Below are 18851 nucleotides of genomic sequence, written 5' to 3' on the forward strand. Positions count from 1 at the left end.
GGTATGCAACCTACCGCCTCAATATCCTGCTAAATGAAGCGTCGCCTTCACTGGCGCTTAGGATGCTGGAAGTGTCAGTCGCCTATACGCTTTACATCAATGGAAAACAAATCGTTGCTATGGGTGTTGCCGGCAAAGACCGTGAATCAACTGTTCCGCAGCAATACCATCAGGTGGTTGATTTTGAAGCACAAAACAGCCGCGTGGATATGATCTTGCAGGTATCCAATTTTCATCACAGACGCGGCGGCGGGCCCTGGGAAGTCATCAAGTTGGGTACCGAAAAGGATATCCGCGATATCCATGAACGGCGCCTCAGTCTGGATCTTTTCCTTTTCGGCTGCCTTTTCATTATGGCCCTGTATCATCTGGGCCTTTATCTTTTCAGGCAAAAAGACCGTTCACCGCTATATTTCAGTATTTTTTGTTTCTTAATTGCTTCAAGACTGCTGACCACCGGTGGACGATATCTGGCGCAATTATTCCCGCAAATGAGCTGGGAATTGCTGATAAAGTTGGAGTATCTTTCGTTTTATCTGGCTGTCCCGGCCTTTGCCATATTTATGCGCTCACTTTTTCCTAATTTTTCAAAAACCATTTTGCGCCTGATTGAAATACTTGCCATTGTTGTTTCCGGTATTGTGGTTTTTGCGCCTGCACGCCTGACTTCCTATACGGTCAATCCATATGAAGTGATCACCATCGGAACGCTTCTGTACAGTTTTTATGTGATTATGGTTTCTCTACGGCAGCACAATATTGAGGCCCTTGTTTTTCTGGCCGGATTTTTGATATTGGCGATTACGGTCATAAATGACATGCTGCACGTTGACGAAATCATCCAAACCGGTTTCTTTGCGCCGTTCGGATTCCTTTTCTTCATTCTGTCCCAAGCATTTTTACTCTCCTATCGATACTCAACAGCTATGAGCACAGTTGAATCCCAACGCAAAGACTTAAGAGATGCCCTCGGATCCTACAGGACGGAGATCATCGATCGGGTTCAGGCTGAGGAAGCATTGCGCGAATCTGAAGAAAAATACCGAACCATCCTGCAAAATATGGAGGAAGGGTATTACGAGGTCGATCTGGCCGGCAATCTGACCTTCTTCAATGAATCCTTGCGCCGAGCTTTAGGATATACAAAAGAGGAACTCATCGGGAAGAACAACCAGCAATTTATGAGCGCACAGTCAGCCAAGAAGGTATATGATACCTTTAACACTGTTTATAAAACCGGCCAACCTGCCAAAGCAATTGATTGGGAGATGATTGCAAAAGACGGCAGCACGAAATTTGTCGAGCTCTCCGTATCGTTAATGCAGGATTCAGAAGGCCGGCCGATTGGCTTTCGGGGGGTTGCCCGGGACATTTCCGAACGCAAAAATGCCGAGGAACAGGCCAAAATTCATCAGCAGCAGCTCATGCAGGCCAGCAAAATGGTGGCGCTGGGCACGCTGGTTTCCGGTGTCGCCCATGAGATCAACAACCCCAACAACTTTATTATGTTAAACTCCCCTATTTTAAGGGAGGCCTGGGAAAATTCAATGCCGATTTTGGAAAAGTATTATAAGGAAAACGGTGATTTTATCGTCGGCGGCATGGAATTCAGCGTAATGCGCAAAAATATTCCGGCTCTGTTTTCCGGTATATCCGATGGTTCCAAACGGATTAAACGAATTGTTGACGATCTCAAAAATTATGTCAGAGACGACACTGCCGACCTCACCCAATCGATCGATATCAATGCGGTTTTAGAATCAGCCGTTTCGCTTCTTGCCAATATGATCAAAACCGCCACCCACAAATTTTCAATTATCTACGGAAAGAATTTACCGTTTTTAAAGGGAAATTTCCAGCGACTCGAACAGGTCATGATCAATTTAATCCAAAATTCCTGCCAGGCCCTTTCAGACACCAACAAGGGTATTTTTATATCAACCACAAATAAAAAAGACCCCTCGAATATTATGATCATCATTCGAGATGAGGGCGTGGGAATTCCACCAGAGACACTAGAGCATATCATGGACCCGTTTTTTACCACCAAACACGATGCTGGTGGGGTCGGACTGGGGTTATCAATTTCATCACGAATCGTAGAGGAGCACGGGGGCAACTTACATTTCATCTCTGAAGCCGGCGTGGGCACCACGGCAACGATCACCCTGCCGATTAAACAAGAGTAATAAACCGTGAAAGGCAACTCAAAATGACTCAGTCAAACTATCCGCAGTTTCCGGTCATGATGGTGGATGATGAAGCTCAGGCAATTACCAGCTTTGAGATGACATTGCGCTCTGCCAATATGAACAATTTTATCCCCTGTCACGATAGTCGCGATGTCATGCCGTTGCTTGCCAGTCAGGAAATTGAAGTGATGCTGTTGGACCTCAGAATGCCGCATATTTCCGGCGAGGAATTGCTGCCACAGATAACCGCCGAATATCCGGAAATTCCGGTTGTGGTCGTCACCGGCTCAAACGATGTGGATACAGCCGTAACCTGCATGCAGCACGGTGCCTTTGACTATATTTTAAAACCGGTGGAGAAAAGCCGCCTGATCGGCGGTGTCAAGCGAGCCATTGAGCTGCGAGAACTGCAGCGTGAAAACCAACTGCTCAAAGCCCAGGTGCTATCGGACAAACTTGAAAAGCCCGAAGCTTTCTCAGAAATTATTACCACCGCTGCGGCTATGCGCGCCATATTTCAATATATCGAAGCCATCTCCGGCAGTCCGCGTCCGGTTTTGATCACCGGTGAAACCGGTGTGGGAAAAGAACTGGTGGCCAGGGCGGTCCATACCCTCAGCAATCGTTCCGGCCCGTTTGTGCCGGTCAATGTGGCCGGCCTGGATGACCAGGTGTTTGCCGACACGCTGTTCGGTCACAAAAAAGGCGCTTTTACCGATGCGCGTGAGGCCCGCAAAGGATTGATCGAGCAGGCTACCGGCGGCACCTTCTTTCTGGATGAAATCGGCGATCTGAGTCTGACTTCGCAGGTAAAGCTGTTGCGTCTGTTACAGGAAGGCGAATTTTTTCCCATCGGATCCGATGTGGCCAAACGGTCGAATGCCAGAATCGTGGTGGCCACAAACCAGGATCTTGATGCCTTGCAATCAGCCGGCCAGTTTCGCAAAGATCTTTATTATCGGTTGTGCGATCATCAAATCCACATTCCGCCCCTGCGCCAGCGCCTTGAAGATTTAACGGCCCTGGTGGTTCATTTTTTGGAAAAGGCCGCCAAAGCGTTAAACAAGAAAAAACCTACGCCACCGCAGGAGCTGATCACGCTGCTTTCGACCTATCATTTTCCGGGCAACATCAGAGAACTTGAATCCATGGTATTTAATGCCGTCAGCAGTCATATATCCGGCAAACTGTCAATGGATACTTTTAAAGCCCATATTATCAAAAAACAGCCGCACTCCGATCTGGATTCAACAACGCCCATCTCCCCACAAGACTCCCCGGTCAAGTTTTCGGAACAATTGCCCACGCTCAAACAAATCGAGCAGATGCTGGTTGATGAAGCCATGAAAAGATCCAACGGGAATCAATCGATTGCAGCTCTGAGCCTGGGGATTTCACGCCAGGCGTTGAATAAGCGGCTTAAAAAGGCCGAGCAGCAGGCTAAGTCGCAATGAAATTGTGTAGCCCATCCAAAAATGGATTTTGTGCTTGCGTCTGCCAAAATTCGGATGGTAAAAATAAGCATCATGGCCGAAATCCGAATCCAACCAGAAATATTTGAAACCTATCCGACGTTTCGACGCGGCATAGTGATTGCCCGACATTTAGACAACCAGGGCCAGTCGAGTGAACTTGAAGACCAACTCGGCCGTGCCATCGAACAGGCCGCCCGGCAGCCGATCGATCTAAAAACAGACCCATTGGCCGCCGCCTGGACCGAGGCCCATCGGCAATTCGGTTCGAATCCGAATAAATTCCCCCCGGCGCACTGCGCTCTTTTGAAACGGGTTCAAAAGCCCGGCGCCCGCATACCGTTCATCAGCAAAGTGGTCGCTATTATGAACATCAGCTCCATCGAGGCGCATATGCCGGTCGGCGGTGATGATGTCATCCGGGCAGCCGGCAGTCTGGAATTGCGCTACGCCGACGGCAGCGAGAGGTTCACCCCTCTGGGCAAACCGGATCACAGCGAACATCCGAAAGCCGGGGAAGTGATTTATGTGGTTCCCGAATCAAAAGAAGTCATGTGCCGGCGCTGGAATTGGCGCAATGGGCATACCACCCGTATTGCTGAAGATACTCGCGTTATGGTAATGAATATCGACGGCCTGGGAGCAGACAGTGAAGCCCGGGCGGTTGCGACCCGCGACAGGGTTGCGCGCATGCTCGAAAAATACGGCCAGGCAGAAGTGACGACAACGTTGCTGTCCGCCGAACAGCCGACTTATCCGTTGGACGTTTGATCACAGGCACGATTAAATCATAGGGTCTAAACTGGATGTGAAATGAACAAAAACCCGGAAAATAGAGATAACGCCCGCATTAACTATAAGTCACCGGTGACCATTGAAAATTTAAATGCGGGCATCATATATAAGGCCAGAATGCTCAATTACAGCAAACATGGGTTGTATTTTGAGACCGACAACTGGTTGGATCTGGGCGATGAGGTCTTTATCGGGGTCGAATATTCGCCATACAGCAATACACATGATACGTATGAATGCCTGCGGGCTAAAATAATGTGGCGCAAAAAGCTGCCGACATCCCACTTTACCTATGGGTATGGTGTTCAATACAGTATTGATTACGATAAACAAAAAGCGCGCAACGGCAATCTTAAGATTCTAAATGATCAGAGAAAACACCCCCGCAAACGCTATTCCCAGAACCTTTTATTCTCCGCCAAAAACAAGATCCTCAAAGGATTGGCCAAAAATATCAGTCCTTCCGGCGTATTTATCGAAACCTATCATCGTTTGCAAGTGGGTCAAATCGTCACGCTGGTTGTCCCCTTAAAAGGTGCTAAAACCGCCAAAATAAAAGGGGAGGTCATCTGGGACGGACCGAATGGTTTCGGCGTCAAGTTTATCAGCATCAAAAGCTAAACTCCGTTTCGATGGATGCCGCAGTCAATAGCGCCAACAGGCCTTTTAGCGAGTTGGCCGCGTCCATTCGATTGCACAAATTCCCGCCTCTCTACAGGTCCGTGTAAACTGTCTTTGGGCTTATAACACGTTTTTGCGAAGACAACCCTTGATGCGATCTAATAAGATTTACTTCGACATTTAAGGAATGTAGGGTATAATTTTATAAAAGCCGTTTGCGGTTTTGCGCTATCCACATTAAACGAGGAGGACAAAATGACTGCAGCAATACTTATCGGCGTTCTGATTTTGCTGGCCATCATTGCAGTGGCTGCCATATACAACCGTCTGGTGACGCTTCGAAACCGGTATAAAAATTCGTTTGCCCAAATCGACGTCCAGCTCAAACGCCGCTATGACCTGATCCCGAATCTAATTGAAACAGCCAAGGGCTATTTGAAGCATGAGCGCGAAACGCTGGAGGCCGTTATCAAGGCCAGAGCGGGTGCGTTGGATGCCAGTCAGAAGGCTGCGGGCAATCCCGGAGATCCGAAGGCGATGAAAGATCTGGCCAGCGCCGAAGGTTTGCTGGCCGGAACCTTAGGTCGCCTATTTGCTCTGGTTGAAAATTACCCGGATTTAAAAGCCAATGAAAACATGCTGGAGCTGCAAGAGGAGCTGACCTCAACTGAGAACCGGATAGCCTTCGCGCGTCAGGCATTTAACGACGCCATTACAACCTATAACATCACCTGCGAAAAATTTCCCCACACCATCATTGCAGGCATGTTTAATTTTTCAACGGCCCAATGGCTGGAGTCAACCGAGACACCCGAAGAAAAGCAGGCACCCAAGGTTTCATTCTAGTTTCAAATATCACAAAGGAGTTACAAATGTCGTGCGCCATATCTCGGTACTGCTTTGTGGTTCATGTAACGGCATGCCAATGATTACAGTGTTCAGGTGTCAGGTGTCAGCCCTTCGATTCGTCCCTGAAACCTGACACCTGACACCTGAACCGCCTACGGCGGAACTGGAGAACCTGACACCCGATAAAGAAAGTTGAAAGGTATTAAACACATAGCTTTTAAGAAGTATAAATAACACCCAATGGATTTTTTCAAACACCAGGATATCGCCCGAGCCAAAACCAGCCGCTTGATCGCTTTATTTATTTTGGCGATTTTGGCGATTGCGTTTGCAGTTTACGGGATTGCGTTGATCATCATGTTTTATCATTACTCCCGCCAACCTGGCGCTAACCTGTACAGCTTTGAGATGATCCAGCCCGAACTGGGGTTTTGGGTGATAAGCGCCACGCTGCTGGTCATCCTTTTCGGCACCATTGCTAAAATCATCGAACTGGCAAAAGGCGGCAGGGCCATTGCTGAAAAGCAGGGCGGCAGACTCATTAATACCGCTACAACAGATGCCGCCGAGCGCAGACTGATCAATGTAGTTGAGGAGATGGCCATTGCCTCAGGCATACCGGTGCCGCAGGTATATATTCTTGACGAGGAAAAAGGCATCAACGCCTTTGCCGCCGGTTACACACCCAATGATGCCGCCGTAGCAGTTACCCGCGGCTGTTTAAGCGAGCTGCGCCGTGATGAGCTCCAAGGAGTTATTGCCCACGAATTTAGCCATATTCTAAGCGGGGATATGCGTTTGAATATCCGCCTGATTGGGTTGCTCAGCGGTATCATGGTCATTGCCTATGTCGGACGTCTGATGCTGCAAAGAAGATCCGGCAACAACAAACACGCCGGCGTCGTGGTCGTGATTGCCCTGCTTTTAATGCTGGTTGGGTCTTTGGGCTTCCTGTTCGGCCGCATGATCCAGGCTGCTGTCTCGCGACAAAGAGAATATTTTGCCGATGCCTCGGCAGTCCAATTCACCCGCAACCCAAGGGGCCTTTCAGGTGCATTAATCAAAATAGGCTCCCTTTTGCACGGCTCCCGTATACATTCACCCCATGCCCAGGAAATCTGTCATATGTTCATTGGGTCAGCATTTCGCTCCGCATTTGCCACCCATCCACCCTTAAGAGACAGAATTCAGCGCCTCGAGCCGGAATATAGAAGCCGAATTCAGCAGGTTCTGGAAAAAAAGCCGGCGGTGATTGCTCCCAAACCCGCAAAGGAGGCGGTTTCTGCTGCATCAGCCCCGATCACAGCACTGGCCGCCGGCGCTGGTGCAGTCATTCAGAAACCGGGCAATATAACCGAGCAGAACATCCGCAAAGGTCGAAAACTAATAGCCACCATCCCCCACCAGATCAAAACCGAGCTCAACGATATTTTAGGCGCAATGGCCGTCACCTGTATGCTGTTGCTCGATGAAGATCCCCAGATCAGAAAACGCCAGCTGAAGCGTTTGCAAAAGCACGCTCCCGGCAAGCTGATCTGGCACCTGACAAGTCTCGAATCGCATTTCAAGACCCTGGATCTGCAATTGCGGCTGCCCATCCTGGATTTGGCGCTGCCGGTTTTACGCCAGATGTCTGCCGGCCAGTATGCTAAATTTAAGGCCTTTATTCAGATTATGGTGGAGGCCGACGCGCGGCTTTCTTTTTTTGAATTTGCGCTTCAACAAATCATCACGCATCGGCTGGGTGCAAATTATCAGCGCCATAAAAAAGACATTGTTTATAAAAACATCTCTGCGCTGGCTGCAGATGCCGCCACCATTCTCTCGCAGCTTGCCCATGTCGGCCATCCCCAACAAACAGCCGCCCAGGCCGCTTTTAACTACGGATGGAAAAGATTGAATATCACAGATTCGCGCTGGAAGATGCAGCCGGCCGGCAAAGTGTCGTTCGGAGCGCTGCGGGTTGCCCTGAAGCGGTTTGCACTGGCCAGCCCGGGCGTTAAAAAAATATTCCTGGATGCCTGCGCCCATTGCGTGCTTCATGACGAACGCGTTACCATAGAAGAAGCCGAATTGGTGCGCGCGGTGGCCTATGCCTTAGACATCCCCCTGCCCCCTTTTCTGGACCCCTTCAGCGATTGATCCCTATGTTCAAGTATACAGGTTTCGGGTGTCAGGTGTCAGACTCTGTAGTTCCGCCGTTGGTGGTTCAAGTGTCAGGTGTCAGTTTTCAGGGACAAATAGAAGGGCTGACACCTGAAACCTGACACCTGACACCTATAAAATATGTGTATTGCGGGACAGCACACTAAAAATTATTGCGACTGTGCTAATTTAGGGTTGGTAAGATTTTGGCAGGATGCGTCTTGCGGTCCAGTAATATTTTCCCCAGTAAACCTTATCGATCTTCGACACCGTCACGCCTTTGTTTTTGGAAGCATGCACAAATTCTGATCCGCCCAGATAAATACCCACATGCCGCGGATAAGTCGGCGGCCTGAAGAACACCAGGTCGCCGGCGCGAAGATTCTCATAGCTTACCGCTCTTCCCTGCCGGATTTGCGCCTGGGTGGTGCGCGGTAAATAAATGTTAAAGACATCTTTATAGACCGCTCTGACAAAACCGGAGCAGTCAATTCCACGGCGGCTGCTGCCGCCCAGTCGATGCTGAGTCCCCTCCCAGCGCCGGTATTCCTGACGCAAGCGGTTTTCGATTTCAGCGTCAACGGCATACCTTTTGTTGATTTGCGTGTGTGTCACCACAGGAGGTGACACGGCAGCCGGTTTGGGGTTGGCGGCACACCCACCCATCAGAGAAAGGGCCGTCAGTGCGGATAGCACAGGAAACCCTGTCGATTTGAACCAACACAGAATGTTAAGCAGTTGTTTCATATTTGAGGTCCGCTTCAAAAACCTTAGTTCCGTCACATTTATTCAAAAAGGTGTTCTATGTTAAACCATCGGTCAAAATCTCAATTTCTTGAATTCGCAACAACCCGATACGTTCAGTTTGAGCCCTCTCTGAGTATAGATGACCGTTCGATTGACAAAGTCGACGGGAAAATGGGCAAAACAGTTGCTTATGCATAACCCTGTTTTACCATTTAGGTAGATCTTAACTTAAAGCCAAGAAAGGATGAAACATGCGCACCGTATGTATTGCTCTCATTTTGATTGTCGCCTTTACCCTGCCGGTATTCGCTGATACCGGCTTAACAAATGTTAAAAGTTCGCACGATGTCAAAACTACCGCTGATCGTTTGGAGGCGGTTTTAAAAGAAAAAGGAATGACCGTTTTTTTGCGGGTCAACCACAGTGAAGGCGCCCGTAATGTGGGAAAACAATTGCGGCCCACCGAGCTGGTGATCTTCGGCAACCCCAAAGTCGGAGCGCCGCTGATGCAGTGCGGCCAGACAATTGGCATTGATCTGCCGCAAAAAGCGCTCATCTGGCAGGATGAAAACGGGCAAGTGTGGCTGACTTACAACGACCCCCGGTACCTGGCAAAGCGTCATGGGATCGATGGCTGCCAGCCGGTGCTGGATAAGGTGCAAAATGCGCTTAAAAATTTTGCAAAGGCTGCCACGCAACCTTAAATTATTCTTTTAAAACGCAAATAAATGCTTGTTGAAGCGGATTAATACGGAAAAACGGCATGTCACCGGAACCTTTCATCAATGGCAACAGTAAATGTGGAAACACTTGAAGAAAATTTGAAAACCGAGAGCAAAGAGGGCGAAAAGCTGGTCATCGCGCATCCATCCTTTGGCAAGGCTTTCAAATTCTGGCTAAAGCTCGGCTTCATAAGCTTTGGCGGGCCGGCCGGGCAGATATCGATCATGCATCACGAGCTGGTGGATCAGAAAAAGTGGGTCAGCAACAAGCGCTTTTTAAATGCGTTGAATTATTGCATGCTGCTGCCCGGGCCCGAGGCCCAACAGTTGGCCATTTATATCGGCTGGCTGCTGCACCGGCTTCCCGGCGGAATTGTTGCGGGGGCCCTTTTTGTCATTCCCTCCATTTTTATCCTGTTTGCCTTAAGCTACATTTATGCCGCTTATGGCGCCTTTCCCTGGGTGGCGTCTGTGTTCAGCGGCCTGAAGGCGGCCATCATGGCCATTGTCGTAGCGGCGGTGATCAAGATCGGCAAAAAAGCGCTCAAAAATGGCATCATGGTCACCGTTGCAGCTCTGTCCTTTATTGCGATCTTTATTTTTAAAATCCCTTTTCCACTGATCGTTCTTGGCGCCGGACTGATCGGGCTGGCCGGTCACTATGCCCTGCCGGCAAAATTTGAGGTCATCAAAGGCAAGGATGCCCGCGATTTTGATGCGGGATATGTGCAAATTTGTGAGGATCCGGAGGTATGTCACATCAATCCGTCCACCGGCAGAAATGTAGTGCTGGTAGCTGTCTTTTTTCTGCTGTGGCTGATACCGGTGGTAGCGCTGTACGCATTGCTGCCCCAACGGGTATTTTACACCGAGGCGCTGTTTTTTACCAAGGCGGCTTTTTTGACGTTTGGTGGCGCCTACGCCGTTTTAGCCTATATCGCCCAGGCCGGTGTCGAGCAGTATGCCTGGCTGACGGGTCCGCAGATGATCGACGGCCTGGGCCTGGCCGAAACCACCCCCGGCCCCCTGATCATGGTGGTGCAATTTGTCGGTTTTATGGCCGGCTGGAATTACGCCGCCGGCTGGAGTCCGATTCTCGGTGGGCTGATGGGCTCGCTGGTGGCCACTTATTTTACGTTTCTGCCGTGTTTTCTGTTTATTTTCCTAGGGGGACCGTATATCGAAAAATTCCGTGATAATCCCACCCTTTCGGCGGCCCTGTCCAGCATTACCGCTGCAATAGTAGGTGTCGTATTGAACCTGGCCGTCTGGTTTGGGCTACAGGTGCTTATGCCTTTCGATGGTAGTTTCAACGGGTTTGCCGCTGTGATCGGGTTGGCCGCCTTTGTTGCGATTCAATGGTTTAAAGTCGGCATCATGACGGTTATTTTTGCTGCCGGCGCGATCGGATTCATCTGGCATCAGTTAATTCTTTAGAACCTCAATCTGCCCCAGGCGGACCGATACCCAAGAATTTGTTTTATTGAACAGATTGATTCTTATTATTTGACAGGATTTACAGGATTTTGAGGATATTTCTCTTAGTCGCTCTCCGGATGAGAGCGACTAAACTCAATCCGCTTTCAGCGGAAAAATTATTCGGCTAAACAATTCAAACTCGGAAATGGCTGCTAAACATTTAAAACACCAACACAGTTGATGAAAGCAACTAATGCTCGCCGCAGGCGATAGGGTTTGGCCGTTCTCTTCCGGGGAACGGCCAAAAATAATCCTGACAATCCTGTAAATCCTGTCTAAAAAGCTTTATACGCTGCACTCACAAGTGGCAGTAAGACTGACATTCTACGCTTTTTCGATCCGGGCAGTGATGGAACCGCCCATCTCACCAAGCGCTATCCAGTCTCCGTCGACATTTCCGATGGTTAAAATCGGAACCGCTGCCTCGGGCGCATCGCCACTGCTGGCCGGGGTGGGCCCAAAAAACAGGCAAAACCACTGGTTGGGGGCATGCCAGCCCAGATCGCCGACATTCATGAGGGCGCCTTTTTCCCCGGGATGATCACCGATATCCGCTGTTGGCGGACCGTAATACTCATCACCCCAGCGACTGCCACTCCATTCAAACGGCAAGGCAGCCGCTGCCGCCTTGCCGGCAGGGGTATCGTTAAATTCACCTGTGAGCTCTAAGTCTCCGATCTTCACAACAATGGGTGTGGGCATCTGTTCTTCTCCTTTCTGTTGAAACCAATAGAATCTACATTATCAGCCCTCCAAAGTAAAGCTGGGCTTCTTCCAAACACATTTTGCTTGCACGACACCATTTGCAATGTCATATTAGCTCCATCTTCGAGCATCTGATCTAAAGGAGGATAGCAATGCTTTTTCAAAGCGTGAACTTCGCCAAGCGTCATATCCTGTTTTGGGCATTAATTTTTATGGTGATGGTTGTGGCCCATCCAACGGCACAGGCCAACCCGGCAGCTGTCACCCAGATGACAAAAAAATCCTCAAGCGGCAATAATCCGGAAACCCAGGTTCCAGCGGACCTATCTCCGGAAGAAGTCGATGCGCAGCTGGCCACCATGGATGATGTCCAGGTCAGGCAACAGCTGGCCCAAAAGCTGAAACAGGAGACTGCTGCAAATACACTGCCCACCGCACGAAGCACACCGATGGACCTGTTTTATCGTTTTGCTGATAAGGCTAGTGCGATTCTCAATAAAATCGGTTCGGTGTTTACCGGCGCGCATGAACGCTCCGACCAATGGGATGCAGCCGTTAAAAAGCTTACCGGCGACAGGGGGGCTTCCCATTTGGTGGGTATTCTGTTCGCAACAGCCCTGATCATTGCCGCCGGCCTGATTCTCAAATGGTTGTTCGGACGGGCGACATGGGCCATTCGAAAACAACTCCTGCAAACCATGAATCTGGGCCGCCTGGAATTCTTCGGACGGGTTTTATCGCGCATGCTGCTCAATGCTGCTGGCGTGGTCATTTACATTTTGGCGACGTTTATCTTATTTGTATTGTTCTTCAGGAAAGGTCAACCGGGTTATTTAATCGCCTCAGTCTATATTGTCGTCAGCTACTACATTATGCTTTTCGCCTTTGCAGCCACAACCATTTTTGCGCCGGCTGCCGGCGGGCTGCGCCTATTTCCACTGCAGGAAAGGGATGCCAGTTTCCTGCATCGCTGGATTTGCGGTATCACCATCGTTGCCGGGACGGTCACCGGGACGGCCATTATCCTGTTGCGGGCCGGGATCAGCAATCAGCTGTATATGCTGATATACAGCTGCGCCGGTGCACTTGTTATTCTGGCACTGGTGATCATGATCTGGCAAAGCCGGAAGCGGGTGGCCGAAGGGTTGTTGGGCGACAGGGATGAAAAGGATGAAAAGGTCACCTTCGGGCAGCGGCTGGCGCGCAACTGGCATTACCTGGCCATCCTATACGTGCTGGTCATGGGGGCTTTCTGGATCAATGAGGTTTATCTTGAGCATGATGCGGACATTGTTGGGCTGATTGCCAGCATTTTTATCATACCGATATTTATTGGGCTGGATCAATGGGGCCAGCGCCTGTTAAAGATGGCTTCCGGCGAGCTGCCGGAGATTGTGGATTTGAGCGGGGACGCGGTTGAAAAGCCGGTTGATGAACTGCAACCGGTTGACAGCAAGATGGATATTCAACATTATATTCCGCTGATCAGCCGCTGCCTGCGCATATTTCTGGTCTTATTTTTATTTTTCATCATGCTGCGCTTATGGGGCATCGATCTGTCCTTTGGCCGCCTGTTTACGCGCTCGATCCTCAGTATCTTGATCACCGTTGTGCTGGGCCTGATCACCTGGCAGATCATCAAAGCCCGCATCGATCGCAAGCTCAAAGAAGAAATGCCGGAATCTGATGAAGATATGGAAGAAGGCGGCGCCGGCGGCTCACGCATCGGGACCCTGCTGATATTGCTGCGCAAATTTGTCATCTCGGTTTTATTTGTGATTGTGACCCTGATCGTGCTGTCCTCACTGGGGATCAACATCGGACCGCTGATAGCCGGTGCCGGTGTGATCGGTCTGGCCATCGGGTTTGGGGCCCAGACCCTGGTAAAAGATATTATCGCGGGTATCTTCTTTTTAATCGATGATTCGTTTCGCGTAGGCGATTTTATTGAAACCAGCGGCACCAAGGGCATGGTGGAACACATCTCTTTGCGCTCGCTGAGACTGCGCAGCCCCCGGGGCCCGGTTCACACCATTCCCTTCGGCAGTATGGGCACGGTCACCAATAACAGCCGCGATTATATCATTACCAAACTGGATTTCCGGGTGCGCTATGACACCGATGTGGACAAGGTCCGTAAAATTATCAAACGCATCAATGTGGCCATTCAAGAACACCCGGAAATGGGGCCCAACCTACTGGATAAGGTCAAATCCCAGGGGGTTAGAGAGTTGGACGACTCGGCCATGATCATGCGCGTTAAGTTTAAGACCATCCCCGGCGAGCAGTTTGTCATCCGGCGAGAGGTTTTCCGCATGATCCAGGAAATGTTTGCGCAGCACGGCATTGAATTTGCGCATCGCAATGTAACCGTATACATGCCGCCGGGTGAAGATAAAGATAGCGATGCTACCAATGCCGCCCAGGCCGGCGCTGCCGCAGCTGCAGCCGCGGCAGCTCAAGAAGCGGAGGAGGCAGCTGCCAGGGAAAAACCTAAATAAGTGATGTTTGATTACAAGAACGAGGACGAACACGGCTGAGCTAAATTACTCACCCTCGTAATCGTCCTCGTTCTCGTCCTCGATAAGAATGTTTTAGGAAAGATATTGCTAACGTAGATGGTGATCAAACGCTCTGCCCCGGAGTGGCGTCAGCGCACCAGCCGATAGATACCCTTGCCGATCCAGAACAATCCCAGACCGTCAAAAATATAATCCAGCGGAGTCGGATTCCCCAAAAATATGGAGCCCCCAAATAAAAAGCCGATACCGATCAACACCACTCCGGCAATGATATCCCCAATACCGGAGCCGTCTTTGACCTTGGGCGACACTTCAGTCTCGGATTCATGGGCAGTCTGTATTTGACCGCCGACCATATGCACCCCGGACTGCTGCGGAAGCGGCGGCGGGCTGGCGGGCGCTGCAGCCTGCTGGTCGATATCCTGGATCACTTCTTCAACATCACAAATGGCACCGGCACGCTGGAGTGCCGCCTGATATTTCATGGCTTGCTCATAGTCGACGTTGCGCTTTAAAACCACCTGGGGTGTCTCGAAAAGTTGTTCAATCTTTTTTCCGTCGGCCTTAAAAAGGGTGGCCAGATTCTTTTTGACTTCCTCAACATTGCGGCCGCCTGAGACGGTACCGCCAAAAATAACATTAAATTGTTTCATAATCGGGTTACCTTCCAGCAGCAAATCCGAAATTTACCAACACACTTGGTGTGACAGCTGCTGGATACAATTTCGACCATGTGGGTTAAAAACTTTAGCAATTCCAGCTGGATTAATATCAATTAACGGTTAAAAACAGACTTAAATTCAGGCGACCTTATGTTGTGTATTAGAATGGACAACAGCAAGAATGGATATCAAAGAAGCGGATTAAGATTTTTTTACTACCATGCGAATACCGGTAATTAACCAGCATACCCCCAGACCGCCCATAAATAAATCCATGAATCCGGGATGACCGAAAAGGATTATCCTTACCACTCTGATGAGGATCATCAAAACACCCAGAATAATAAGAAACGGCCCTCGATTTGACTTTTTTGATGTTTGTTTTTGCAGTCCCGGTTTGTGGACAGATTGTTTTCGCCCGCCGACCATATGAGCACGCGATTGCTGTGGAATCGGTGGTGGTGTGGATGGCGTGGCTGCTTGCTGGCCAATATCCTGGATGATTTCTTGAACGTCACATACGGCTCCGGCGCGCCGCAGTGCTGATTGATATTTCATGGCTTGTTCGTAATCAACGTTACGCTTTAGAACCACCTGGGGCGCTTCAAAAAGTTTATCAATTTTGTTGGGATCGGCTTTAAATAGGGCGGCCAGATTCTTTTTGACGTCCTCAACATTACGATCATCTGAAACAGCACCGCCAAAAACAACATTAAATTGTTTCATAATCGGGTTACCTTCCAGCAGCAAATCGAAAATATAGAGCTGCATCCGTTGCGACTGCTGCTAGATCTGCTTTCGACCCATTTTGACCAATACTTTAGGAATATTTTTCAGTAAAGCAACCAACCGCAACAGGACATTGCACGGCGTTTTCACATGTCAGATGGCAAAGTGTGGTGGCAGACAGGTTTTAAGTTTTATCTGGGAAAGCCGATATAGGATTTAGGTAAATACCAAAATCCTATTTCAAAGGAAAAACGATGGAAACGATCGAAATCAAAGCCCATAAATCATGGGATCGACAAGTGATCGAGTATATTGAGGATCTTGAAATTATCTGTAATGATTATAATCGCACCATTTTGCGATATCTGGGCAAGTTAAACCGCCTGCTGCATGAAGAACGGTTCGATCAATCCGAATATGATGCCCTCAATCAGAGCCTGTTGAAAGCTTCGGAAGCGTTGAACGGGCTGCCCCGCACGATCCAAGACATCAAGTAGGTCCAAACCTTATATTTTGTCCGATGGCTGTGTTGTGAACCGCTTCAAAATGCTCACGTACTACCGTGTACGCTCCGCTTTTTCAGCGTTGCACGCCTTGCCCTCGAACAAAATCTAAGGTTTGAGTTAATTTTTTCTGTATTTTTCGTGCTGCGCGCCTTTAGACTTTACGGTAAACAAATCGTCCGGGAGGCTGCTGGCTGCTTGTTCCTTGAATTCTTTTCTCTGTGTTCTGCCCTCTGTACTCTGGCACCTGTCTTCTGTTTTCTGACACCTGACACCTGAACACTGAAACCTGAAACCAAATTAAATTCCCTTCCCGAGAGGATAGACAGGTTCGGCTTTGCGCGGTTTCAGGTGCACTACTAAAATGCCTGCTACGATCAAAGCCAGGGCTGTCAGAATTTTAAGCGTAATCGGTTCTCCCAATACCACACCTCCCAGCGCTACACCCGAGATTGGCATAATGAAAATGAAAGAATGCAGGGCCACCGCCCCATATTTTTGAAGTAAGGTGTTCCAGGCCACAAACCCAAAAGCGGCGGTAATCAGACTCTGGTATAAAAGTGCGCCGATGATTTTTGAATCCAGCTGCGACACCATCGGTGCGTCCCATATAAAGGCTTCCAGAAAAAAGATAGGTACCGAAAAAATCATGGAATAAAGGGTGATTTGGAATGGGCTGAAGTCAGCGATAATCCGTTTCAGGTATATCACGCTGCAGGCCCAGATGAAGGTGGCCAAAAGTATAATCAGTTCCGCAATCCTGAATCCGGCAGATACCCCCTTGGTTTCGGCAAACATAAAAGCAACTCCGCTGAAACCCAGAAGAATTCCCAGAAATTTTCGACCGGTAATGCGGTCACCGGGTATTAAAAAATGGGCCAAGAATAGAATCCAGAACGGCACCAAATTGGCGAGGAGCGTGCCGCGTGAAGCATTGGATTTGCTGAGCCCGAAATAAAACATGGACAGCTGAATTGCAAAAAGGACCGCCAGTATCAAAACCTGGTGAAGCTGACCTTTTTTGAGCCCGATGGTTTGACCGGTGACTTTGGCCCAGATAAAAATCGCCAGGGCAGCAATACTGAATCGGATAGCAGCCGTTGTAAAAACCCCCAAACCGGTAAACGTCATTTTGATGGCCACCGCATTTGAGCCGAAAATAACACATAAAAATGCAGAAAGGGTGCCGGCAAATAAGGTAAAATTCGGGTTATCGAAGTTCTGTGTATTCATTTATCAAAAGAATTGAAAATGGATTTTATTTCTGCTTTTAACACAGCATTAACGACTTGATGCCGCATTTGGACGAAGACAATCAAGGCGCTGAGCTTATATCAATGAAAGCCTTATGGCAATGGAATAAAAATCGAATTAACAACCATTGAAGATAACCGTTTAAGCGTTAACCATAAATTCAATTGCCTATTGAAATCTGATATGTCAGAATTAAAAATCTTTGATCCCCTAAACGGATGACATTCAACTAACCAAGATATGACGCTGCATTAGACCAAACCATAATGGAACATGCGAATGGCGCTGACCTTTGATTATCGTGTCAGGCCTTTGATAAAATTCGGCCATGGCCTGGCATCAAACATCGGAGAAGAGCTGATTTCCATCAGCACTAAAAAACGGGTGACCATCATCAGCGATCCGGGCGTCATTGCCGCCGGCCTGGCCGACCCCGTCACAGCCTCATTGAAAAAACATGGGTTTGCCGTCGACCTTTTTAATGAAGTAATAGGTGAGACATCTGCCGCGTCAATAGATTCGGCCACACAAAGGATTCGAGCCCGCCAGCCTTCAGTGGTGATTGGCCTGGGCGGCGGTTCTGCTTTGGATGTTGCCAAATTGGCAACCGCCGCATCAGCATCAGGGCTTGGCGTCGATTCCTACACTCTGATGCACCATCCCCTGCCACAAAGATCGGTAAAACTCGTCATGCTGCCAACCACTGCCGGCACCGGGTCTGAAGTCACCCGCACAGCGGTATTCACCAATTCACAAAACCACAAAGTCTGGGCGTGGGGTGACGAGCTCGCTGCCGACCTGGTGATACTGGACCCGGAACTAACATTAACCTTGCCGGCTTCGTTCACGGCAGCAACCGGCTTGGATGCCATGGTACACGCCATAGAAGCCTGCACCGTCAAAAGCAGCCATCCGTTTGCACAGGCCAACGGTCTGCAAGCCATACGGCTCATATCTCAAAATCTTGCCAAGGCAATTGACCAACCCCAAGACCAAAGTGCGCGCGGCAATCTCCTGCTGGCAGCCACCCTGGCAGGACTGGCGCTCGATGGAGCCGGCGCAGGTCTGGCGCACGGTATCGGGCATGCACTGGGAACGATTGCCGGTATTCATCACGGTCGAGCCGTCGCCTTGGCGCTGGATGTCATTTTTCCGAAAAATGCAACCGCCGCCGTCAATATCCATGCTGAAATCGCCGCAGCCCTGGGAGTTCAGCGCAACAAAGCATCAGTCAAAGAAACTGCCAAAATAGGTGCACAGGTGTTTAGTGATTATATCCGGCAGGTCGGCATCGATCTTTCTCTTAAATCGGACGGATTGAAACTTAGCGATAGCAGCCGTCTGGTGGATGTCATCTTTTCTGAGGAGAACCTGCCGATGCACGCGAATAATTGTTATGCGGCCAGTAAAGCCGACATTCGTGATTTTGCCCAAGAGTTGCTATCTCGCTGAAA

The 18851-nt window shown here is 49.4% G+C and carries 16 protein-coding genes; 11 read left to right on the forward strand and 5 right to left on the reverse strand.

Annotation, left to right across the window (positions count from 1 at the left end; genetic code table 11):
- From QNJ26_16035 to QNJ26_16060, 6 genes are all read left to right on the forward strand, one after another.
- The coding region (locus QNJ26_16035) for a 7TM diverse intracellular signaling domain-containing protein (GenBank protein ID MDJ0987051.1) at positions 1-2189 on the forward strand (2189 nt) is incomplete at its 5' end.
- A gap of 23 nt (positions 2190-2212) precedes the next feature.
- Complete coding sequence (locus tag QNJ26_16040; GenBank protein ID MDJ0987052.1) at positions 2213-3646, forward strand: sigma-54 dependent transcriptional regulator; 1434 nt, start codon at positions 2213-2215, stop codon at positions 3644-3646.
- A 21-nt stretch (positions 3647-3667) separates the two neighbouring features.
- Complete coding sequence (locus QNJ26_16045) at positions 3668-4435, forward strand: phenylalanine--tRNA ligase beta subunit-related protein (GenBank protein ID MDJ0987053.1); 768 nt, start codon at positions 3668-3670, stop codon at positions 4433-4435.
- A gap of 42 nt (positions 4436-4477) precedes the next feature.
- Entirely contained in the window at positions 4478-5080 is a 603-nt protein-coding gene (locus tag QNJ26_16050) for a PilZ domain-containing protein (protein ID MDJ0987054.1), read from the forward strand.
- A 255-nt stretch (positions 5081-5335) separates the two neighbouring features.
- The gene (locus QNJ26_16055) at positions 5336-5926 is read left to right on the forward strand and encodes a LemA family protein (GenBank protein ID MDJ0987055.1); all 591 of its coding nucleotides are present in this window, start codon (positions 5336-5338) and stop codon (positions 5924-5926) included.
- 243 nt (positions 5927-6169) lie between these two features.
- On the forward strand, positions 6170-8071 hold the full coding sequence (locus QNJ26_16060) for a M48 family metallopeptidase (protein MDJ0987056.1): 1902 nt from the start codon (positions 6170-6172) through the stop codon (positions 8069-8071).
- 192 nt (positions 8072-8263) lie between these two features.
- On the opposite strand, the gene QNJ26_16065 is transcribed toward QNJ26_16060, so the two are convergent.
- Positions 8264-8821 (reverse strand): NlpC/P60 family protein, encoded by a 558-nt coding sequence (locus QNJ26_16065; protein MDJ0987057.1) that lies wholly within the window; start codon positions 8819-8821, stop codon positions 8264-8266.
- Between the two features lie 251 nt (positions 8822-9072).
- On the opposite strand from QNJ26_16065, the gene QNJ26_16070 reads away from it, so the two are divergent.
- Entirely contained in the window at positions 9073-9525 is a 453-nt protein-coding gene (locus tag QNJ26_16070; GenBank protein MDJ0987058.1) for a DUF302 domain-containing protein, read from the forward strand.
- An 81-nt stretch (positions 9526-9606) separates the two neighbouring features.
- Entirely contained in the window at positions 9607-10980 is a 1374-nt protein-coding gene (chrA, locus tag QNJ26_16075) for a chromate efflux transporter (GenBank protein ID MDJ0987059.1), read from the forward strand.
- Between the two features lie 366 nt (positions 10981-11346).
- Here chrA and QNJ26_16080 read toward each other — a convergent pair whose 3' ends face one another.
- A complete protein-coding gene (locus tag QNJ26_16080) occupies positions 11347-11724 on the reverse strand; it encodes a cyclophilin-like fold protein (GenBank protein MDJ0987060.1) in 378 nt (125 codons plus the stop codon).
- A 155-nt stretch (positions 11725-11879) separates the two neighbouring features.
- On the opposite strand from QNJ26_16080, the gene QNJ26_16085 reads away from it, so the two are divergent.
- On the forward strand, positions 11880-14228 hold the full coding sequence (locus tag QNJ26_16085; GenBank protein MDJ0987061.1) for a mechanosensitive ion channel family protein: 2349 nt from the start codon (positions 11880-11882) through the stop codon (positions 14226-14228).
- A 149-nt stretch (positions 14229-14377) separates the two neighbouring features.
- Here the strand turns inward: QNJ26_16085 and QNJ26_16090 are convergent, their stop codons facing one another.
- Complete coding sequence (locus QNJ26_16090; protein ID MDJ0987062.1) at positions 14378-14902, reverse strand: hypothetical protein; 525 nt, start codon at positions 14900-14902, stop codon at positions 14378-14380.
- 210 nt (positions 14903-15112) lie between these two features.
- Positions 15113-15682 carry a hypothetical protein gene (locus tag QNJ26_16095; GenBank protein ID MDJ0987063.1) on the reverse strand — a complete coding sequence of 190 codons (570 nt, stop codon included), beginning with the start codon at positions 15680-15682 and terminating at the stop codon, positions 15113-15115.
- A 212-nt stretch (positions 15683-15894) separates the two neighbouring features.
- Between QNJ26_16095 and QNJ26_16100 the strand changes: the two genes are divergently transcribed.
- A complete protein-coding gene (locus QNJ26_16100) occupies positions 15895-16137 on the forward strand; it encodes a hypothetical protein (protein ID MDJ0987064.1) in 243 nt (80 codons plus the stop codon).
- Positions 16138-16443: 306 nt separating this feature from the next.
- Here the strand turns inward: QNJ26_16100 and QNJ26_16105 are convergent, their stop codons facing one another.
- Complete coding sequence (locus tag QNJ26_16105) at positions 16444-17376, reverse strand: DMT family transporter (protein MDJ0987065.1); 933 nt, start codon at positions 17374-17376, stop codon at positions 16444-16446.
- Positions 17377-17676: 300 nt separating this feature from the next.
- Between QNJ26_16105 and QNJ26_16110 the strand changes: the two genes are divergently transcribed.
- Positions 17677-18849, forward strand: coding sequence for an iron-containing alcohol dehydrogenase (locus tag QNJ26_16110; protein MDJ0987066.1), 1173 nt, complete (start codon positions 17677-17679; stop codon positions 18847-18849).
- Positions 18850-18851 lie beyond the last annotated feature (2 nt).

It is taken from the genome of Desulfobacterales bacterium (assembly GCA_030066985.1).
Classification (GTDB): Bacteria; Desulfobacterota; Desulfobacteria; order Desulfobacterales; family JAHEIW01; genus JAHEIW01.

Excerpts from the sequence above, each read along its gene's own strand:
- QNJ26_16060 (MDJ0987056.1), top strand. The coding sequence starts at position 6,170 with ATGGATTTTTTCAAACACCAGGATATCGCCCGAGCCAAAACCAGCCGC.
- QNJ26_16065 (MDJ0987057.1), bottom strand. The coding sequence starts at position 8,821 with ATGAAACAACTGCTTAACATTCTGTGTTGGTTCAAATCGACAGGGTTT.
- QNJ26_16090 (MDJ0987062.1), bottom strand. The coding sequence starts at position 14,902 with ATGAAACAATTTAATGTTATTTTTGGCGGTACCGTCTCAGGCGGCCGC.
- QNJ26_16050 (MDJ0987054.1), top strand. The coding sequence starts at position 4,478 with ATGAACAAAAACCCGGAAAATAGAGATAACGCCCGCATTAACTATAAG.
- QNJ26_16105 (MDJ0987065.1), bottom strand. The coding sequence starts at position 17,376 with ATGAATACACAGAACTTCGATAACCCGAATTTTACCTTATTTGCCGGC.
- QNJ26_16085 (MDJ0987061.1), top strand. The coding sequence starts at position 11,880 with ATGCTTTTTCAAAGCGTGAACTTCGCCAAGCGTCATATCCTGTTTTGG.
- QNJ26_16080 (MDJ0987060.1), bottom strand. The coding sequence starts at position 11,724 with ATGCCCACACCCATTGTTGTGAAGATCGGAGACTTAGAGCTCACAGGT.
- QNJ26_16040 (MDJ0987052.1), top strand. The coding sequence starts at position 2,213 with ATGACTCAGTCAAACTATCCGCAGTTTCCGGTCATGATGGTGGATGAT.
- QNJ26_16070 (MDJ0987058.1), top strand. The coding sequence starts at position 9,073 with ATGCGCACCGTATGTATTGCTCTCATTTTGATTGTCGCCTTTACCCTG.
- QNJ26_16095 (MDJ0987063.1), bottom strand. The coding sequence starts at position 15,682 with ATGCAGCTCTATATTTTCGATTTGCTGCTGGAAGGTAACCCGATTATG.
- QNJ26_16055 (MDJ0987055.1), top strand. The coding sequence starts at position 5,336 with ATGACTGCAGCAATACTTATCGGCGTTCTGATTTTGCTGGCCATCATT.
- QNJ26_16045 (MDJ0987053.1), top strand. The coding sequence starts at position 3,668 with ATGGATTTTGTGCTTGCGTCTGCCAAAATTCGGATGGTAAAAATAAGC.
- QNJ26_16100 (MDJ0987064.1), top strand. The coding sequence starts at position 15,895 with ATGGAAACGATCGAAATCAAAGCCCATAAATCATGGGATCGACAAGTG.
- QNJ26_16110 (MDJ0987066.1), top strand. The coding sequence starts at position 17,677 with ATGGCGCTGACCTTTGATTATCGTGTCAGGCCTTTGATAAAATTCGGC.
- chrA (MDJ0987059.1), top strand. The coding sequence starts at position 9,607 with ATGGCAACAGTAAATGTGGAAACACTTGAAGAAAATTTGAAAACCGAG.